Origin of the sequence: Duganella callida (genome assembly GCF_004614165.1) — a bacterium.
GTDB lineage: Bacteria > Pseudomonadota > Gammaproteobacteria > Burkholderiales > Burkholderiaceae_D > Rugamonas > Rugamonas callida.
Map to the genome: position 1 here is coordinate 17,211 of NZ_SPVG01000260.1, position 17,793 is coordinate 35,003.

The window sequence follows — 17,793 nt, forward strand, 5'->3', positions numbered from 1 at the left end:
ACTCCGGTTCCAAAAGGTTAAACGTTACAACTCGTCTACGTAATAATTTACCTGCCTAAAGGCAATTTTTATTGCCGGGCGCGTGATACATTGGTTCCACTATGTTGAAACGCGCCTTCCTCCCCCTGCTGCTCCTGACGTCCGCGTATGCCGCTTCGGCTGAGCTGACGGAAATGGAAACCCGCTGGCTGCAAGCCGGTTCGTCTGTCCTGGCCTACGCCAAGCAGGAGCTGAAGCTGCCGATCGATATCACGGTGCAGCCGCAGGCACGCGCCAATGATGTGCCGCTGGCACTCGGCTATCAGGACGGCCGCTGCAAGCTGGTGCTGTCGATGCGCGGCAATCCCAGCGCGGAAGATATCCTGGCCGATGTGCCGTCGGCGCAACGGCCGCTGATGATCGAAGCCATGGTCGCCCACGAGATCGGCCACTGCTGGCGCTACACGCAGGGCGTGTGGCACGCCGTGCCGGCCGGCTTCGAGCAGGCGCCGCAATCCGAACAGGCCGAGGCGCTGCGCGACACCCGCCGCGAGGAAGCCTACGCCGATCTGGTGGCGCTGGCCTGGATACAGCAGCGTCATCCCGAGCAATACACCAATGTCGCGGCCTGGATGCGCCACGTGCGCGAACCGTCTCCCGCGGCCGGCTCGCACAGCACCGTGGCGTGGCTGCAACTGGCGCCGACCGGCGCGGCGTTCGCCTCGGCCGGCTCGGTGTTTGATCAAGCCAACACGGTGTGGCGTAAAGGCCTGATGCAAGAACCGTAATGCCGGACTGTGTACGTTTCCGCACAGAGGTGGTAGCGCGACAGGCGTTTAATGTGTCCATCAACCACCACAAGAGGGACACATCATGAACAAGTTACTGTGCTTCGTGCTGGCGACCGCCGCCAGCTGCGCATTTGCCGCCACCCCGAATAACGACACGGTTGCCTACAAAGCTGCGATCAACAAGTCCGACGCCGACTACAAGACCGCCAAGGCCGCGTGCGATGCGCAGTCGGGCAACGCCAAGGATGTCTGCCAGGAACAAGCCAAGGTCAACCGTGCGAACGCCGAGTCGATGGCCGCCATGCAGTACAAGAACGATAAGAAGTCGGTGGAAAAAGCACAGATCAACGTGGCCGACGCCAACTATGACCTGGCCAAGGCCCAGTGCGCCTCGCGCAACGGCGCCGACAAGGACAGCTGCATGAGCACTGCCAAGTCGCAGCACGTCGCCGCCGTGGATGACGCCAAGGCCGGCAAGAAAGCCGCCGACGTCGCCCAGACCGGCATCGATTGCAGCGCCATGACCGGCTCCGACAAGGCATCGTGCGAAGCGCGCTCGAAAACCGAGCTGGCCAAGGACGCCATGGCTGACACCACCATCACCACCAAAGTGAAGACCGAACTGCTGGCGGAGCCGGCCCTGAAGTCGCTCGACGTCCACGTGGAGACTGTGAACGGTACCGTGATGTTAAGCGGCTTCGTGCCGTCGCAGGCCGAAGTCGACAAGGCTGTTGACGTCGCCCGCAATGTCAAAGGCGTCAATAAGGTGCAAAGCTCGCTGCGCATCAAGTAAGGCTGCCTGCCCGGGATCGCTGCCCGGGCATTTTTTTTCTTGTATTCATGATGATCATCATTTAAAATCCAGGGTATTCCATCCTCGAAGGATCATCATGTTTGCTCAACCTCTCTCCAACTGGCTGCACCGGCGCGGCTGGCACTTTTCCTGGGTGATCGTGGCCCTGACGTTTTTGACGGCGTTGTCGTCCTCGGCCGCGCTGGGATTGCCGGGCGCACTGATCCAGCCATTGTCCAAAGAGTTCGGCTGGAATGTCGAAGAGATTTCGTCGGCGCTGGCGGTGCGTTTCGCGCTGTTCGGCCTGATGGGACCGTTTGCGGCCATCCTGATGGAGCGCTTCGGCGTGCGCAACGTGGTGGTCACGGCGCTGACGCTGGTGGCGGCCGGCATGGCGCTGGCCACGCGAATGACGCAGTTCTGGCACCTGGTACTGTTCTGGGGCATCATGCTGGGCATCGGCTCCGGCATGACCGCGCTGGTGCTGAGCGCGGTGGTGTCCAACCGCTGGTTCGAAACGCATCGCGGACTGGTGGTCGGTTTGCTGACGGCCAGCTCGGCCACCGGTCAGCTGATTTTCCTGCCGGTCGGCGCCTGGATGATCGAGCACTTCGGCTGGCGCCTGGCGGTGCTGCCGGTGTTCGCCTCGTGCGCGGTGGTGGCGATCGCGGTGTATCTGTTGATGCGCAACCGGCCTGGCGACGTCGGCCTGACGCCATTCGGCGCCGCACCCGGCACACCGGTGGTGGCCGGCGCGCCAGCCATGCACGTGACGCTGGCCACGCCGTTCAGGATACTGGCCGAGGCGTCACGCAGCCGCGTGTTCTGGATACTGGCCGCCACCTTCTTCATTTGCGGCCTCAGCACCAATGGCCTGATCCAGACCCACTTCATTTCGCTGTGCGGCGACGCCGGCCTCGGCCCGGTGCCGGCGGCCTCGGTGCTGGCCATGATGGGCGCGTTCGACCTGGTCGGCACCATCGGCTCGGGCTGGCTGTCGGACCGTTACGACAACCGCAAACTGCTGCTGATGTATTACGGCCTGCGCGGTTTGTCACTGCTGTGGCTGCCGTACTCGGAGTTCACCTTGTACGGCCTGTCGCTGTTCGCCATGTTTTATGGCCTGGACTGGATCGCCACCGTGCCGCCGACCGTGCGTCTGACCGGCGCCAGCTTCGGCAAGGAGAAGGCCGGCATGGTGTTCGGCTGGATCTTCTCGGCGCACCAGCTGGGCGCCGCCGTGGCCGCGTTTGGCGCCGGCCGCATCCGCACCTTGCTGCTGACCTACAACCCGGCACTGTTTGCCGCCGGCGCGGCCTGCCTGATCGCCGCCGCCATGGTGCTGATGATACGCAAGCCGGCCACCAGTGCCGCCGCCGCGCCCACCGCCAAGGCAGCATAAGCGGTAGCTGCGCCTGGGAGCGCTTCCAAAATGTAATCAGCTTGTCATTTGCGCAATCTACAATGCGGCGCAATTCAACCAGCCTGATGGAGTTTTGCATGCGTTACGCCTTACCCGGCGCGGCCGTCCTGGCCGCCGCTGCCGCACTGCTGACCGCTTGCGGCAGCGACGGTCTGCCCGTCACGGAAACCAATCCCGGTGACAGCTTCAATTCGACCGCCGTCGCCTTCATGAGCGACGTCCACTTCGAGAACATATACGGCGACCTGAAAAGCAGCCAGTTCGCCGGCATTCCCACCAAGGATGGCAAGAACGCCACCATCCGCACCATGTACGCGGAGCTGACCTCGACCCGGCTGTTCAACGAAAACTACTTCGCCTTCCGCGCCGCGCTGGACGACGCCTACGCCAAGGGCCTGCGCCTGGTGGCGCTGCCCGGCGATATCTCGGACGACGCCCAGCCGATCAACATCGATGGCCTGGTCGACATCCTGCACGAGTACCAGGCCAAGGGCATGCGTTTCTTCATCGCCCCCGGCAACCACGATCCCAACGAGCCCTACGACGACGACGAGGCGGGCAAGAACGATTTCCTGACCAAGGACGGCAAGGAGCAGAAGATCTACGCGGTCAACAACGCCGCCTGCAAGGCCAAGGACACCAGCGTGGTCTGCACCAACCAGCTGATGGAGCAGGGCTACGACAAGCTGCTGACCAAGCTGGCCGAGTTCGGCTACGCGCCGAACAAGAGCGACGTGTATTGGGAGACGCCGTTCACCACCTACGCCGACGGCAAGTACAGCTACGACGCCGCCGCCGCCGCGGCCGATCTCGGCAAGCGCCAGTTCGAAATCTGTGCCGAAGGCGAAGGCGGCAAGTACAAAGTGGCCGGCAAGACCTACACGCGCTGCACCAGCATCATCGACGCCAGCTACCTGGTGGAGCCGGTGAAAGGCATCTGGCTGCTGGCGCTGGACGCCAACGTGCACGTGCCCAACGCCAGCTTCGATCCGGCCAATCCGAAGAACTTCAAAGGCTTCGACAACGCCGGCGACGCCGGCTGGAACAAGGTGCAGACCCACAAGATCCATCAGATGGAATGGATCAAGTCGGTGGCCGCGCGCGCCAAGGCGCAGGGCAAGCAGCTGATGGCGTTCTCGCATTATCCGACCATGGACTTCTACGCCAACCAGACCGATGCCATGAAGGCCGTGTTCAAGTCGGGCGCGTTCCAGATCTCGCGCATGCCGGCGGCCGCCACCACCGCCGCGCTGGCGGCCACCGGCCTGCCGCTGCACGTCGGCGGGCACATGCACTTCAACGGCACCAACGACTACAAGGACAGCGCCGGCAACTACATGGTCAACGTGCAGTCGCCGTCGCTGGCGGTGTTCGGCGCGGCGTACAAGATCGTCAGCTACCAGAGCAAGGACATGATCGACGTGCAGACCGTGGGCCTGAACAGCGTGCCGCGCCACAACGAACTGTTCCCGTACTACCAGGTGGAGTATGACTACCTGCAGGGCAGCACGGCCGCGGGCGACGTCGCCAAGCGCTGGAACCGCGGTATCCTCGACAGCAAATCGTACGGCGAATTCACGCGCACCTATTTTGGCGAACTGTCGCGCCTGCGCTTCATGGGTGATTACTGGCCGTGCGAAATGAAGGAAGCGGCGATGTCGCTGGATCTGCGCCAGATGCTGATCCTGTCGCAGCTGCAGACCAAGGTGACGCTGGCGCAACTGAAGGACAACCCATCGGTGCTGCCGATCACCGCCAGTTGCGCCGCGAAAGGCACGCCATCGGGCGACGCGGTGGCCGCCAGCCAGCTGACTGCCGACTGGGCTGCCGCCAGCGCCAAGGCCGAGCAGATCGCCGCCGCCGCCAACCTGAAGCTGGCCGACTTCGCCAAGGTCAGCGCCTACGAGTTCTATGGCGACTTCCACCGCACCGCCTACGCCGGCGAGCTGGCGCTGCGCGACATGGGCAGCGAGCGCGTGGCACAGTACAAGGTGGTGATGGGCGCCTTCCCGGCCGCGCCGGCGGCCATCCTCAAGGTAGGCGATCAGCTGTCCGACCAGAACCCGGTGCACGTGGCGTTCCAGTCGCAGTTCAAGCAAGTGTTCGCGATCCTGAAAGGCCTGGGCTCGGGCAAGCCCAGCGATCACTTCACCATCGACCTGAAAGCGCAAAAGCTCAGCAACGCCAACAGCAGCGCGCTGAGCTTCAACTAAAAGTCGGGGTCAGTTCTGCCAATCGCACACGGGCTCTGCCGTAGCGACCGCTACGGCAGAGCCCGTGTGCGATTGGCAGAACTGACCCCGGAGTTTATTTGAGGTACTTGGCCAGCCAGCCGTGCACTTCGCTGTAGAAGTAGCGGCTGTTTTCGCCTTTGAGGATCCAGTGGTTTTCGTCGGGGAAGACCAGCAGTTTGCTCGGTACATTCAGGCGCTGCTGGGTGGCGAAGTTCATCAGGGCGTTGTTGGCCGGCACGCGGTAGTCCAGTTCGCCCACCGAGATCAGGATCGGCGATTTGAAGCCGGTGCCTTTCTCGAAGTTGCCGCCCTGTAGTACCGGGCTCTGTTCGCGCCACACCGCCTTGTCGCCCCACACCGGGCCGCCGCTGTTGACTTCGCGGCCGTAGACGCTGTCGCTGGTGCCCCATTGCATGATCAGGTCCATCTCGCCGGCGTGGGAGATGATGGCCTTGTAGCGGGTGGTGGTGGCCTGCAGCCAGTTGGCCAGGTGGCCGCCGTAGCTGGCGCCGCCGGCGGCCAGTTTGCTGCCGTCGATGTAGCTGTATTTTTTGACCGCTTCGTCGACCGCTTCGTTGATTTCATCGCCCGGACCTTTCAGCGGATCGCCCTGGATGGCGCGGGCGAATTCTTCGCCGTAACCGGTCGAGCCCTTGTAGTCGGTCAGCAGCACGACGTAGCCCGGCTGCGCCAGCAGGTGGTAGTTCCAGCGGATCACGAACTGGTCGCGCCACATGTTGGCCGCGCCGCCGTGGATCACGGCAAACAGCGGGTATTTTTTCGCCGGGTCGAAGTTGGCCGGTTTGACGATCATGTTGTGGATCATGCGGCCGTCACTGGCCTTGAACCAGAAATGTTCGGGCGCCTGCCAGTCGATGGTTGCCGCGCGCTCGGTGTTGAAGGCGGTCAGGCGCTTGGGCGCGCCGTTGCCGAAGGCGTACACCTCCGGCGGGTTGATCGACGATTCCCACACGCCCACCAGCGCCTTGCCGCCGGCGTTCAGCGAGCCGATGCTGCCGGTCGGCAGCGATGGTTCGTCGCGCAGGTCGCCGCCGGCGTAGTTGACCGAATGCAGTTGCTCGAGGCCGGCGTGCTCGTAGCTGAACACCACGCGGCCGCTGCCGGCCGGCAGCGCGTAGCGCGAGATCGAGCGGTCCAGCGCGGCGGTCAGGATGCTCGGCGCCGGATTGCTCACCGGCCAGGCGAAGCTGGCCAGGCGCGAGACGTCGTACACCTTGCCCGGTTCTTCCGCTTCGTTCAGGGTGAACAGGGTCTTGCCGTCGGCGCTGAATTTGAGGTTGTTGTAGCTGTGCTTGTCGGCGGTGAGCTGGGTTGCTTCGCCGCCGCCCAGCGGCAGGTTGAACAGCTGGGTGTAGCCGGAGGCGCGCGCCAGTTCGTCGCGGTTGATCGAGGCCGAGAACACGATGGATTTGCCGTCCGGTGCCCAGATCGCGTCCAGGTTCTGGCCTTCGTCGCCCTGGCCGCCGCCGAAGCCGGGTAACTGCGCCAGCCTGGTGCCGCTCAAGACGTCGCGCGGCTTGGCGCCGACGGCGGCGTCCATCACGAACAAGCGCACTTTTTTGTCGTCCAGCCATTTGTCGAAGAAGCGCGGCGGGAAGCTTTCGTAGGCGCGCGCCGAGTATTTACGGTCCTTGCGCTCCTTGGCGGTTTTCTTGACGTCGTCCTCGGTGACGTTGCCGGGGTAGAGGTCGCTGACGAACAGGATCTGCTTGCCGTCCGGGCTGAACTTCGGCTGGCGCGCGCCCAGGGTGAGGGTGGTCAGGCGCTGCGCCTCGCCGCCGCCGGCGACGTCGATGCGGTAGATCTGGCCGGCGTCATCGCCTTCGCGCTTGGCCACGAAGATCAGTTGCTTGCTGTCCGGCGACCAGTTGAGCGCACCTTCTCCGCCCTTGCTGAAGGTCAGGCGACGCGCCGGCGTGTCGTCGGTCAGCGACTTGATCCACAAGTCCGACCATTGCTCCTTGCTGTCGTATGCCGGATCGGTGACGGCGAACACGGCCCAGCGGCCGTCCGGGCTGGGCTGCGGTGCGCCGACGCGCTTCATCAGCCAAACGTCCTCATGGGTAATGGGGTGCTTGGCCGGCGCGATATCGGCGGCAGCCAGGGCGGCGCCGGCGGAATAGGCCGAAATGATGAAGGCAAGCACGGAAAGTCGCGGTATAGTCATGGCGAATTCGCTATAAAAGTCGGTGAAACAAAGATAGTGGCCATAACCGTCATTGCTGTCAATCAACCAGTCCTCTTTTGGAGACAACATGCAGACCATTACCAAAGTTCACAAAGTCGCCGCCTTCACGCGCGGTGACCACGGCGGCAATCCGGCCGGCGTGATGATCCGGGCCTCGCTGCCGGAGGAGCCGGCCATGCAGCGCATCGCCGCCGAGATGGGCTACTCGGAAACCGTGTTTGCGGCGCCGCATGAAGACGGCTGGCGCGTACGCTATTTCTCGCCGGACGGCGAAGTGCCGTTCTGCGGCCACGCCACCATCGCGCTGGGCGCCGTGCTGGCGCAGCAGAACGGCGACGGCATCTTCCCGCTGACCACCAACCACACGCGCGTCACGGTCGAGGGCCGCGCGCACAGCAATGGCGCCGTCGCCTCGCTGCAGTCGCCGGCGACCTCCAGCGCGCCCGCCGCGCCGGCGCTGGTGCAGGAAGCGCTGGCGCTGTTCGGTTACCAGCTGGCCGATCTGGACGACCGGATTCCGCCGGCCGTGGCCCATGGCGGCGCCGATCACCTGGTGCTGGCGCTGAACAGCCGCGCGAAGCTGGCCGCGATGCGCTACCAGCTGGACGCCGGCCGCAGGCTGATGCAGCGCTACGGCATCACCACCATTTCGCTGGTGTACGCCGAGACGCCGCAGCGCTTCCATGCGCGCAATCCGTTTGCCTCGGGCGGGGTGTATGAAGATCCGGCGACCGGCGCCGCCGCGGCCGCGCTGGCCGGCTATCTGCGCGATCTGGACTGGCCGCATGGCGGACAGATCGAAATCATCCAGGGCGAGGACATGGGCGCGCCCTGCCATCTGCAGGTGGAGATTCCCGCGCAGCCGGGCAGCTCGATCCGCGTCACCGGCAGCGCGCGCATGATGGGTGAATAGTCAGGCCCATTTTTGCAGGATGCGCGCCAGTTCGCCATTCTTTTCCAGCTGCTCGATGGCGCGCTGCACGCGGGCGCGCACAGCCGGGTCGACGTGGGTGCCGAGCGCCATGTAGACCTGGGTGGTGGCCATCACGGCCGGCAGGATTTTGACTTTGCCGGCGGCGCCGGCGCGGTCGATGAAGCCCTGCATGCCGGGCGCGCGGTGCAGGAAGAACCGGCCTTTGCCGGCGATCAGTTTCTGCAGATTGGCGGCCGGGGTGGTGGCGCTGGCGTCGACCTGCAGGCCGCCGATGCGCTCCAGCATGCCGGGCGCGGTGTAGCCGCGATTGACCAGGATCACCCCTTGCGGACCGAGCTTGCGCACATCGTCCCAGTTGTTGATGGTGGCCGGATCGCCGGCGCGCGCGATCAGCTGGTAGCGCAGCTGGAACAGCGCCGGTTCCAGAAACACATACTGGCGCGCGCGCTCGTCGGTGCGCTGCACGGCGCACAGGGCGTCGTGCTCATGGCTGGCCAGTTGCGACAGCGCCTGCAGGGCCGGCGTCCATTGCTGGTCGCCTGCGAAGACGACGCCGGGATCGGTGCGCTCGATGGCGCGATACAAGTCCACGCACAGGCCGACCACGCGGCCGATGCCGGCCGGGATATATTTGGGCTCGGTGCCTTCCTGCGCCACCACCTTCAGTACCACCGGTTGCGCCGCCCAGGCGCGGCCACCGGCCAGCGCCAGATACAGCGCCAGGCACAGCGCGACCGCCGCCGGCAATCGTTGTCGTAACATCATTCCTCCGCTCAATCCCATTTGCGCACCAGCCGTTCCAGCTCGCCTTTCTTTTCCAGCGCAAATAACGCACGAGCGAGCCGTTCGCTGACACGGCTGTCCAGCTGTTTGCTGGCGGCAAAGTATAACTTGGCGCTGTACATCACCTGCGGCAGGATTTTGATTTTATCGGCGGTGCCGGTGCGCTCCAGCAGCTGGTGCAGGCCGGGGCCGCGGTGGAAGTACAGGCGGCCGCGGCCGGCCAGCAGCTTTTGCAGATTGAGTTCCTGCTGGGCGGCGCTGGCGTCCACATGCAGATTGCTGATGGCGGCCAGGATTTCAGCGGCGGCGAAGCCGCGGCTGATCAGCACCACGTCGTCCGGGCCCAGCTTGCGCACGTCGTTCCAGCCGTTGATGACGATGTGGTCGTCGGCGCGCACGAGGAAGTGATAGTCGATGTTGAGCAGCGGCGGGCCGATATAGTTGAAGCGCTTCTCGCGCTCCGGCGTGCGCTGGATGGCGCACTGCACGTCCTCGACGCCGGTTTCCAGCTCGGAATAGGCGCGGATCAGCGGCTTCCAGCGCTGGTCGCCGACAAAGCGCAGCCCGGGATCGACCCGTTCGACGGCGCGCATGATGTCGATGCAGAGGCCGGTGATGCGGTCGCCGGCCGGGACAAATTTGGGCTCGGTGCCCTCCTGCGCGGCGGTGCGCAGCTGGATCGGCGGCGCGGGCGGCGCCGCGTGGGCCAGCGAGACACAGCACCACGCCGCCGCCAGCCATCCGCGCCTGCTGCTAGACCAACCCCGCATATCATCCCCAAAGACCGGCGTCCCGCGCCCACGGGCGCTAGCTTACACCAGCAGTCCCGTGCAACGCGTACAGGCGAAAAAAAAGCTTCCGGTCTGGAAGCTTTTTCTGGAATTCGGTGGTAGGCCGTGCGGGATTCGAACCTGCGACCAACGGATTAAAAGTCCGCTGCTCTACCAGCTGAGCTAACGACCCCCGAAAGAGGCCGTATTATATACAGCTCTCCACCAATCTGCAAAGCATTTTTTACTTCATGCCCTGGGCGGCAGTGACCTTCAGCACTTCGTCGGCGGTGGTCACGCCTTCGGCGATCTTCAGGGCGCCGGCGATGCGCAGCGGCTTCATGCCGTCGGCGATGCTCTGGCGGCGCAGGGCGTTGATGTCGGTCTGCTCGCGGATCTGGGTGCTGAACGCTGCGGTCACCGTCAGCAGTTCGTACAGGCCGGTGCGGCCGCGGTAGCCGGTCTGGCGGCATTCGGGACAGCCGACCGGCTTGTACACCTGCGCCGGCTTGGGCAGTTGCGCCTCGCCGGCCAGGCTGTGCCAGATATCGTCGCTGAGCTCGCCGCTTTCCGCCTTGCAGTCTTGGCACAGGGTGCGCACCAGGCGCTGCGCCATGATGCCGATCAGCGTCGCCTCCAGCAGATAGTAGGGCACGCCCAGTTCCAGCAGGCGCATCACGGCCGACGGCGCATCGTTGGTGTGCAGGGTGGACAGCACCAGGTGGCCGGTCAGCGCCGCCTGGATCGCCATCTCGGCCGTGGCCAGGTCGCGGATCTCGCCGACCATGATGATGTCCGGGTCTTGCCGCATCAGCGCGCGCACGCCGTCGGCAAACGACAGCTCGATGCCGGGCTGCACCTGCATCTGGTTGAAGGCCGGTTCCACCATCTCGATCGGGTCTTCCACCGTGCAGACGTTGACCTCGGAAGTGGCCAGCGCCTTCAGCGTGGTGTACAGGGTGGTGGTCTTGCCCGAGCCGGTCGGGCCGGTGACCAGGATGATGCCGTGCGGACGCTGGGTCAGCGCATCCCAGCGCTGCGCGTCGTCGAGCGGGAAGCCGAGTTCCGGCAGGGTCTTGACCACCACTTCGGGATCGAAGATGCGCATCACCAGCTTTTCGCCGAAGGCGGTCGGCAGCGTCGACAGGCGCAGCTCCACCTCCTGGCCGCCGGCGGTGCGGGTCTTGATGCGGCCGTCCTGCGGGCGGCGCTTCTCGATCACGTCCATGCGCCCCAGCAGCTTGATGCGCGCGGTCATGGCGATCATCACCACCGCCGGCACCTGATAGACCTGGTGCAGCACGCCATCGATGCGGAAGCGGATCGCCGCCATGTCGCGCTTGGGCTCGAGGTGGATGTCGGAGGCGCGCTGCTCGAACGCGTACTGCCACAGCCAGTCGACGATGTTGATCACGTGCTGGTCGTTGGCGTCGACCTGCTTGTTGGTCTTGCCCAGTTCGACCAGCTGCTCGAAATTATTGCGCAGCGTCAGGTCGTTGGCGCTGGACTTGTTGGCCTTCTTGATCGACTTGGCCAGGCTGAAGAACTGCGAGGTGTATTGCGCGATGTCGAGCGGATTGGCGATCACGCGCTTGACCATGCGGCGCGAGATCTTGGCGATCTCCGCTTCCCACTCGTGCGCGCAGGGATCGGCGGTGGCCACCACCAGCGTGTCGGCGCTCAGCTCCACCGGCAGGATGTTGAAGCGCGCCGCGTAGCTGGCCGACATCACATCGGCCACGCGGGTGAAATCGATTTTCAGCGGATCGATGCGGATGAAGGGCAGGCCGACGCGCTGCGCCAGCCATTCGCACAGCGCGTCCAGGGTCAGCAGCTTGTGCGGCGGCTGCGCCGACAGCAGCTTGACGTGCGCCACCGCGCTGAGCGGATGCATCGGGCCGCTGGTGTTCTTGAGGATGGCCTGGCTTTGCGCGTACAGCTCCTTGACCTCGGCCTTGCGCACCATGCCGTCGGCCAGCAGCCAGGTGTAGATCTGCTGCAGATCGAGCGGGGCCGCCTTGCTCGCGTGGGGGAGGTTCATGGTTGCGGCCCGCCTTTCCGTCAGGGTTAGAGGCCCGCCGCGATCCCTTTGATCCAGGACTTGGCCGGCAATTTGGTGTCGGCGACGATCTGTGCCGCCCGCGTCTTCAGCGCCTCGAGGTCAATCTCGCGCGCGCGTTTGAAGGCGATGGCGACCACATTACCATCATGCACCTGCGGCAGGCAAATCACCTGCGCGAAGGCGAACTTCATGGCCTTCAGATTGCGAGCGTAGCTCGGGTGGTCGCCGAACAGATTGACGGTCATCACACCGTCTGCGCACAGGACTTGATTGCAGGCCTGGTAGAACTCCGGCGTGTCGAGCACCGGGCCGCGCGCGGTGGCGTCGTACAAGTCTACCTGCAGCGCATCGAGCGTGTCGGCGTTGGCCTTGTCGTGGACGAAGTCGAGCGCATCCATTTCCAGCACCTGCAGGCGCTCATCGTCGGGCGGCAGCTTGAACATGGACGCGCAGATGGCGATCACCGACGGATTCAGCTCCACCGCCGTGACCTGCGCCTGCGGGAAGGTGGCGTAGCAGAACTTGGTCAGCGCGGCCGTGCCTAGGCCGAGCTGGGCGATGCGCCGCGGCTGCTCCACCCACAGCATCCAGGCCATCATCTGCTGCGCGTATTCGAGTTCCGGCCAGTTGGGCTTGCGGATGCGCATGGCGCCCTGGACCCACTCCGTGCCGAAATGCAGATAGCGTACGCCATCGCTTTCCGACAGGGTCACCGGCGCATATTTCGGCTTGCGGGTCTTGGCCGGCGCCGGCGCCGCAGCGCGGCGCGACGATTCTTCTTTTTCGATGGATTTACGTTTGATCAGCATGGGATGCATTATCTGAAAACAACAATGCCGGCGCAAGGCCGGCATTGCAAGCAAATCCGGGGTCAGTTCTGCCAATCGCACACGGGCTGTGCCGTAGCGAGCGCTACGGCACAGCCCGTGTGCGATTGGCAGAACTGACCCCGGATTGATATCAGCGCTGGGCTGGTTCGACCACCACGCGCAGGCGCACGCGCTCGCCCGGGTCGTAGGACATCAGGCTGGTGTAGTTGCGGCCACGGTAGTCGTAGGTCACTTCGTAGCCCGAGGTGCGCGATTCCCAGTGGTCGACGGTGCGGCATTGTTTGACCGCCTGGTCGCTCACCGGACCGCTGTTCGGGGTGTTGGCGTTGTCGACGCGGTCGCCGACCAGGGCGCCGGCAATGGCGCCGGCCGCGGTGGCTACCGAGCGGCCCGAGCCGCCGCCGATCTGGTTACCGGCCAGGCCACCCACCAGGCCGCCGACGATGGCGCCGCCGACACTGCGCTGCGGCGCCGGCTGCTGTACCTGCACATATTCGGTACGGCATTCCTGGCGTGGACGGTTGACTTGTTCCACCTGCGGGCGCACGCTCACCACGCGGCCGAAATCTTCAAAATCCGCACCCTGGGCCTGGGCCAGCGGCAGGGCGCCTACGCTCAACAGTGCTGCGATCAGTTTGGCTTGCAAGTTCATGAGATACCTCGTTCTGGTTCAGGGTGTCTATCAGACGAATTCTGATATTGCATGGTATGTATGGTAATCCGGCGGCACCAAGGCGACTAGTGCCCGACAGGTATCTGTGGCAACAAATTGTAACAGCAGGCCAGTTTGCCTGCCGCTTTCAAAGGGTAGACCCAATTGTGCCGATTTGGCCCCTAAATCCTTTAAAAAGCTTCTGTTTTTAACAAATATTGCGTTAGACATCACATACGTGTTGATCTGGGAGGAACAACACGTTACCCTAATAAGCGTATGGGATTCAGAAACACATGAATCAACCATGGCCAGCGCCGACCCGCCAGCCATGTTTAGTGGACAGGTGCTCAAATTATTTACTCATTAATTCACAAGATAGGCACGCACAACAGCAAAGTGGACACACCGTACACACCAGGTCAAATTGAGGGAAACGAGAGCTTGCTGGCCAGCGTGCCGCCGAATCTGGTGCAGTCGATCCGGGCCTTTCGCGTCGGTGAACTGCAGGAAGAGGCCGCCCGGTTGGGGCAGCACTTCCTGTACGCGCACTGCATCGCCGGTGCTACCAAGCAACAGGTGATGGGCATCATCTCGGAGTCGTTCCTGTTTCCCAAAGGGGTAGGCAAGAATTTCGACGGGCTGCGCGAGACGCTGACCGAGACCATGGCCAAGGCCGGCGAGCAGCCCGGTTTTCTGGTTGTGCTGGAACAATTGCCAAACGCCCAGAAATTTGACAAGGAAGCACGGGAAACCCTGCTGGACGTGTTCCGCGACGCCGCCGATTACTGGGCCGACAAGAAAGTGCCGTTCCGGGTGTTTTACTCGTTCGAGTAAGCCCGCGGCCTGCCGCGCTCCGGCGCGGCGGGGTATCCAGCGTCCGCGCTGGCCCTGCTGCATTGCAACAATCCTTGCCTTTCGGTGGTCCGGCGACCCCAAGACGAGGTACAATGCCGGGTTATGAAAAATATCGTCATCCTGATTTCCGGTCGCGGCAGCAATATGGAAGCGATCGTCCATGCGCTCGAGAACGAGCGCTGGCCCGCGCGCATTGCCGCCGTCATCAGCAACCGCGCCGACGCCGCCGGCCTGGCGTTTGCCGCTGAACACGGAATCGCCACCGCCGTGGTGGCCAACAAGGAGTACGCCAGCCGCGCCGAATTCGACGCCGCGCTGCAGACCGTGATCGACGGCTATGCGCCCGACCTGGTGGTGCTGGCCGGTTTCATGCGCATCCTGACCGAGCCGTTCGTCGCGCACTACGCCGGCCGCATGCTGAACATCCATCCGTCGCTGCTGCCGCTGTTCCCGGGCCTGGCGACGCATGCGCAGGCGCTCGCCGCCAAGGTGGCGGAACATGGCGCGACGGTGCATTTCGTAACGGCCGAACTCGACCATGGCCCGATGGTGCTGCAGGCGTCCGTGCCTGTGCTGCCGGACGATACGGTCGAAACCCTGTCGGCACGCGTGCTGCAACAGGAGCATGTCATCTATCCGCGCGCGGTGCGCTGGTTCGTGGAAGACAGGCTGACCATCACGCAGGGCACGGTCCAGGTGGACCACAGTTAAACGAAAAGGAATTCCATGAGATTGCCACCAGCGATACTCGCCAACGCCGAAGAAGTGTTGCGCGAGATTTTGCGCTTTGCCGCGCCGGCCGACACCACCCTGTCGCGCTATTTCAAAGACCATCCGCGCCTGGGCGGCCGCGAACGCGGCGCCATTGCCGAGTGCATCTATAACGTACTGCGCAATAAAAACTTTTACACCGATTTCTCCGAGCAGGGCGGCGGCGCCACCATGCGCCGGCTGACCCTGCTGGGCATGAGCGACGCGGTCGGCCTGGAATCGCTGGGCGGCGTCACAGCCGACGAAGCGGCCTGGGTGCAGGGCATCATGGCGGTGGATCGCAAGCTGATGCACAAGTCCAGCCGCTCCAACATGCCGAAATGGCTGTTCGAGAAGCTGGTGGCGCAGTTCGGCGAGGAAGAAACGCTGGCGCTGGCCGACGGCATGAACCAGCCGGCGCCGCTGGACCTGCGCGTCAACGCGCTCAAGGACAATCGCGAGGCGGTGGTGGCCAAGCTGGCCGAGGCGCCGATCAAGGCCGAGCCGACGCCGTACGCGCCGCTGGGCCTGCGTATCCTGACCAAACCGGCCCTGCAGAATCTGCCGCTGTTCAAGGATGGCCACATCGAGGTGCAGGATGAGGGTAGCCAGATCCTGTCGGCGCTGGTCGGCGCCAAGCGCGGCGAAATGGTGGTGGATTTCTGCGCCGGCGCCGGCGGCAAGACGCTGTCGCTGGGCGCGACCATGCGCAACACCGGCCGTCTGTACGCGTTCGACGTGTCCGAGAAACGCCTGACCAAGCTGAAGCCGCGCCTGGCGCGCAGCGGTTTGTCGAACGTGCATCCGGTGGTGATCGCGCACGAACGCGATGCCAAGATCAAACGCCTGGCCGGCAAGATCGACCGCGTGCTGGTCGACGCGCCATGCTCGGGCCTGGGCACGCTGCGCCGCAATCCGGACGTGAAATGGCGCCAGCAGCCGGGGGCCATCGCCGAGCTGCAAGCCAAGCAGGCGGCGATCCTGGACGGCGCCGCGCGCCTGGTGAAAGGCGGCGGCCGCCTGGTCTACGCCACCTGCTCGGTGCTGGAAGACGAGAACGACTTCATCGCCAAACAGTTCCTGGAGACCCACCCGGACTTCGAACTGGTGCCGATGAACAAGGCACTGGCCGAGCAGAAGATCGAGCTGGAGATGGGCGATTACCTGAAGCTGCTGCCGCACAAGCACCAGACCGACGGCTTCTTTGCCGCGGTGTTCGAGCGCAAGCCGATGCCGAAAAAAGCCAAGGAAGCGGAAGAAGAGTAAGTATGGAAAGCCGGGGTTCTCCCGGCTTTTTGCTATGCTACGCACCTCGCTAACTCGGTAAGCAAAGCAATGTCCCAACAACAGCCCCTGTTCAACCTGATCGAAGATTTGTCCGGCGACCTGCGCGATCCCAGCCTGCTGTGGCAGCTGGCGGCGATCATCGCCTCGGTGGTGATCGGATTCGGGCTGGCGCGGGTGTTGCGCAAGCGTTTCGGCCGCCATCGCCATCAGGCCGGACCGACGGGGGTGCTCGGCTTCGGAGTGGAAAGCTTCGGCCGCGTGATGGCGCCGCTGTCGGTGATCGGTCTGCTGGCGCTGTCGCGGCTGCTGCTGCTCAAGCATCACTACCATGTGAACCTGCTCAAGGTGGCGCTGCCGATCTTCGGCTCGCTGGCGGTGATCCGCTTCACCTTCTATCTGCTGCGCCGCGTGTTCGCGCGCAATGGCCGCACCATCAGCACCACCATGCTGGCGTTCGAAAAAGTGTTCCAGTTGCTGGTGTGGCTGGGCTTCGTGCTGTACATCACCGGCTCGTGGAACGACGTGCTGCAGTTCCTCGACGATACCATCCTGCCGTTCGGTAAGTACAAGGTGTCCGTGGCCGATATCCTGCAAGCCACCGTGTCGGTGATCGTGCTGCTGATGCTGGCGTTGTGGGCCGGCGCCGCGCTGGAAGAATGGCTGATGAAGGTGCAGGGCATGCACACCAATCTGCGGGTGGTGATGTCGCGCACCGCGCGCGCGGTGCTGATCCTGGTGGCGGTGCTGATGAGCTTGTCGCTGGTGGGCATCGACCTGACCGTGCTGTCGGTATTCGGCGGCGCGCTCGGCGTCGGCCTGGGCCTGGGTCTGCAAAAGATCGCCAGCAATTATGTGTCCGGCTTCGTGATCCTGCTCGACCGCAGCCTGACCATCGGCGACATGATCACGGTCGACAAGTACAGCGGACGCGTCACCCAGATCAACACCCGCTACACCGTGCTGCAAAGCCTGGACGGCATGGAATCCATCGTGCCGAACGAGATGCTGGTGTCGGGCGCGGTGCAGAACTCCTCGCTGTCCAACAGCCTGGTGAATATTTCGACCAAGGTATCGGTGGCGTACGACACCGATGTCGATTTCGTGATCCAGCTGCTGAGCGAGGCCACGCTGACGGTGGAGCGTGTGCTGAAGGAAAAATCGCCGTCGGTGAACCTGAGCGCATTCGGCGCGGACGGGTTGGAGCTGACGGTCAGTTTCTGGATCAACGACCCGGAAAATGGCCGCGGCGGCGTGACCTCCGATGTCAATCGCGCAATCTGGCGCGCCTTGAAACAGAACAATATCTCTGTACCTTTCCCGCAACGGGAAATGCGTATCCTCGGCAGCGTGCCGACGCCCCTCGCGGGCCAGGAAAGCACGACCGTGCCTAAGGAATAGTCAGTGATTCAGGGCAAACCTTACTCAAATCAGCATTAAT

At 64.0% G+C, this 17,793-nt stretch carries 15 protein-coding genes and 1 tRNA gene; 9 read left to right on the forward strand and 7 right to left on the reverse strand.

Annotation, left to right across the window (positions count from 1 at the left end):
- Positions 1–101 precede the first annotated feature (101 nt).
- From E4L98_RS26915 to E4L98_RS26930, 4 genes are all read left to right on the forward strand, one after another.
- The gene (locus E4L98_RS26915; RefSeq protein ID WP_135204614.1) at positions 102–767 is read left to right on the forward strand and encodes a DUF2268 domain-containing putative Zn-dependent protease; all 666 of its coding nucleotides are present in this window, start codon (positions 102–104) and stop codon (positions 765–767) included.
- Between the two features lie 85 nt (positions 768–852).
- The gene (locus E4L98_RS26920; protein ID WP_135204615.1) at positions 853–1,563 is read left to right on the forward strand and encodes a BON domain-containing protein; all 711 of its coding nucleotides are present in this window, start codon (positions 853–855) and stop codon (positions 1,561–1,563) included.
- Positions 1,564–1,660: 97 nt separating this feature from the next.
- Positions 1,661–2,965 (forward strand): MFS transporter, encoded by a 1,305-nt coding sequence (locus tag E4L98_RS26925; protein ID WP_135204616.1) that lies wholly within the window; start codon positions 1,661–1,663, stop codon positions 2,963–2,965.
- Between the two features lie 98 nt (positions 2,966–3,063).
- Entirely contained in the window at positions 3,064–5,199 is a 2,136-nt protein-coding gene (locus E4L98_RS26930) for a metallophosphoesterase family protein (RefSeq protein WP_205746846.1), read from the forward strand.
- Between the two features lie 94 nt (positions 5,200–5,293).
- Here the strand turns inward: E4L98_RS26930 and E4L98_RS26935 are convergent, their stop codons facing one another.
- Positions 5,294–7,408, reverse strand: a complete 2,115-nt coding sequence (locus E4L98_RS26935) for a dipeptidyl-peptidase 5 (RefSeq protein ID WP_135204617.1) — start codon at positions 7,406–7,408, stop codon at positions 5,294–5,296.
- 88 nt (positions 7,409–7,496) lie between these two features.
- Here E4L98_RS26935 and E4L98_RS26940 point away from each other — a divergent pair, with 88 nt between their 5' ends.
- Positions 7,497–8,342: a PhzF family phenazine biosynthesis protein gene (locus tag E4L98_RS26940; protein ID WP_135204618.1), complete on the forward strand. Its 846-nt coding sequence runs from the start codon at positions 7,497–7,499 to the stop codon at positions 8,340–8,342.
- On the opposite strand, the gene E4L98_RS26945 is transcribed toward E4L98_RS26940, so the two are convergent.
- The 6 genes from E4L98_RS26945 to E4L98_RS26970 all read right to left on the reverse strand — a co-directional run bounded on the left by E4L98_RS26945 (position 8,343) and on the right by E4L98_RS26970 (position 13,460).
- Entirely contained in the window at positions 8,343–9,128 is a 786-nt protein-coding gene (locus E4L98_RS26945; protein WP_229257597.1) for a substrate-binding periplasmic protein, read from the reverse strand.
- An 8-nt stretch (positions 9,129–9,136) separates the two neighbouring features.
- Positions 9,137–9,916: a substrate-binding periplasmic protein gene (locus E4L98_RS26950; protein ID WP_135204619.1), complete on the reverse strand. Its 780-nt coding sequence runs from the start codon at positions 9,914–9,916 to the stop codon at positions 9,137–9,139.
- Between the two features lie 117 nt (positions 9,917–10,033).
- Positions 10,034–10,109, reverse strand: a tRNA-Lys gene (locus E4L98_RS26955).
- Between the two features lie 51 nt (positions 10,110–10,160).
- On the reverse strand, positions 10,161–11,957 hold the full coding sequence (gene tfpB, locus E4L98_RS26960; RefSeq protein ID WP_135204620.1) for a type IV pilus assembly ATPase TfpB: 1,797 nt from the start codon (positions 11,955–11,957) through the stop codon (positions 10,161–10,163).
- Between the two features lie 26 nt (positions 11,958–11,983).
- On the reverse strand, positions 11,984–12,787 hold the full coding sequence (locus E4L98_RS26965; protein WP_135204621.1) for a spermine/spermidine synthase domain-containing protein: 804 nt from the start codon (positions 12,785–12,787) through the stop codon (positions 11,984–11,986).
- A gap of 151 nt (positions 12,788–12,938) precedes the next feature.
- Positions 12,939–13,460, reverse strand: coding sequence for a glycine zipper 2TM domain-containing protein (locus tag E4L98_RS26970; protein ID WP_135204622.1), 522 nt, complete (start codon positions 13,458–13,460; stop codon positions 12,939–12,941).
- Between the two features lie 444 nt (positions 13,461–13,904).
- On the opposite strand from E4L98_RS26970, the gene E4L98_RS26975 reads away from it, so the two are divergent.
- The 4 genes from E4L98_RS26975 (at position 13,905) to E4L98_RS26990 (ending at position 17,753) form a co-directional block, all read left to right on the forward strand.
- On the forward strand, positions 13,905–14,297 hold the full coding sequence (locus tag E4L98_RS26975) for a barstar family protein (RefSeq protein WP_229257598.1): 393 nt from the start codon (positions 13,905–13,907) through the stop codon (positions 14,295–14,297).
- Positions 14,298–14,420: 123 nt separating this feature from the next.
- The gene (gene purN / locus E4L98_RS26980) at positions 14,421–15,029 is read left to right on the forward strand and encodes a phosphoribosylglycinamide formyltransferase (RefSeq protein WP_135204623.1); all 609 of its coding nucleotides are present in this window, start codon (positions 14,421–14,423) and stop codon (positions 15,027–15,029) included.
- A 15-nt stretch (positions 15,030–15,044) separates the two neighbouring features.
- A complete protein-coding gene (locus E4L98_RS26985) occupies positions 15,045–16,334 on the forward strand; it encodes an RsmB/NOP family class I SAM-dependent RNA methyltransferase (RefSeq protein ID WP_135204624.1) in 1,290 nt (429 codons plus the stop codon).
- Positions 16,335–16,403: 69 nt separating this feature from the next.
- Positions 16,404–17,753, forward strand: a complete 1,350-nt coding sequence (locus E4L98_RS26990) for a mechanosensitive ion channel family protein (protein ID WP_135204625.1) — start codon at positions 16,404–16,406, stop codon at positions 17,751–17,753.
- Positions 17,754–17,793: the final 40 nt, after the last annotated feature.

Excerpts from the sequence above, each read along its gene's own strand:
- E4L98_RS26915 (WP_135204614.1), top strand. The coding sequence starts at position 102 with ATGTTGAAACGCGCCTTCCTCCCCCTGCTGCTCCTGACGTCCGCGTAT.
- E4L98_RS26920 (WP_135204615.1), top strand. The coding sequence starts at position 853 with ATGAACAAGTTACTGTGCTTCGTGCTGGCGACCGCCGCCAGCTGCGCA.
- E4L98_RS26925 (WP_135204616.1), top strand. The coding sequence starts at position 1,661 with ATGTTTGCTCAACCTCTCTCCAACTGGCTGCACCGGCGCGGCTGGCAC.
- E4L98_RS26930 (WP_205746846.1), top strand. The coding sequence starts at position 3,064 with ATGCGTTACGCCTTACCCGGCGCGGCCGTCCTGGCCGCCGCTGCCGCA.
- E4L98_RS26935 (WP_135204617.1), bottom strand. The coding sequence starts at position 7,408 with ATGACTATACCGCGACTTTCCGTGCTTGCCTTCATCATTTCGGCCTAT.
- E4L98_RS26940 (WP_135204618.1), top strand. The coding sequence starts at position 7,497 with ATGCAGACCATTACCAAAGTTCACAAAGTCGCCGCCTTCACGCGCGGT.
- E4L98_RS26945 (WP_229257597.1), bottom strand. The coding sequence starts at position 9,128 with ATGATGTTACGACAACGATTGCCGGCGGCGGTCGCGCTGTGCCTGGCG.
- E4L98_RS26950 (WP_135204619.1), bottom strand. The coding sequence starts at position 9,916 with ATGCGGGGTTGGTCTAGCAGCAGGCGCGGATGGCTGGCGGCGGCGTGG.
- tfpB (WP_135204620.1), bottom strand. The coding sequence starts at position 11,957 with ATGAACCTCCCCCACGCGAGCAAGGCGGCCCCGCTCGATCTGCAGCAG.
- E4L98_RS26965 (WP_135204621.1), bottom strand. The coding sequence starts at position 12,787 with ATGCTGATCAAACGTAAATCCATCGAAAAAGAAGAATCGTCGCGCCGC.
- E4L98_RS26970 (WP_135204622.1), bottom strand. The coding sequence starts at position 13,460 with ATGAACTTGCAAGCCAAACTGATCGCAGCACTGTTGAGCGTAGGCGCC.
- purN (WP_135204623.1), top strand. The coding sequence starts at position 14,421 with ATGAAAAATATCGTCATCCTGATTTCCGGTCGCGGCAGCAATATGGAA.
- E4L98_RS26985 (WP_135204624.1), top strand. The coding sequence starts at position 15,045 with ATGAGATTGCCACCAGCGATACTCGCCAACGCCGAAGAAGTGTTGCGC.
- E4L98_RS26990 (WP_135204625.1), top strand. The coding sequence starts at position 16,404 with ATGTCCCAACAACAGCCCCTGTTCAACCTGATCGAAGATTTGTCCGGC.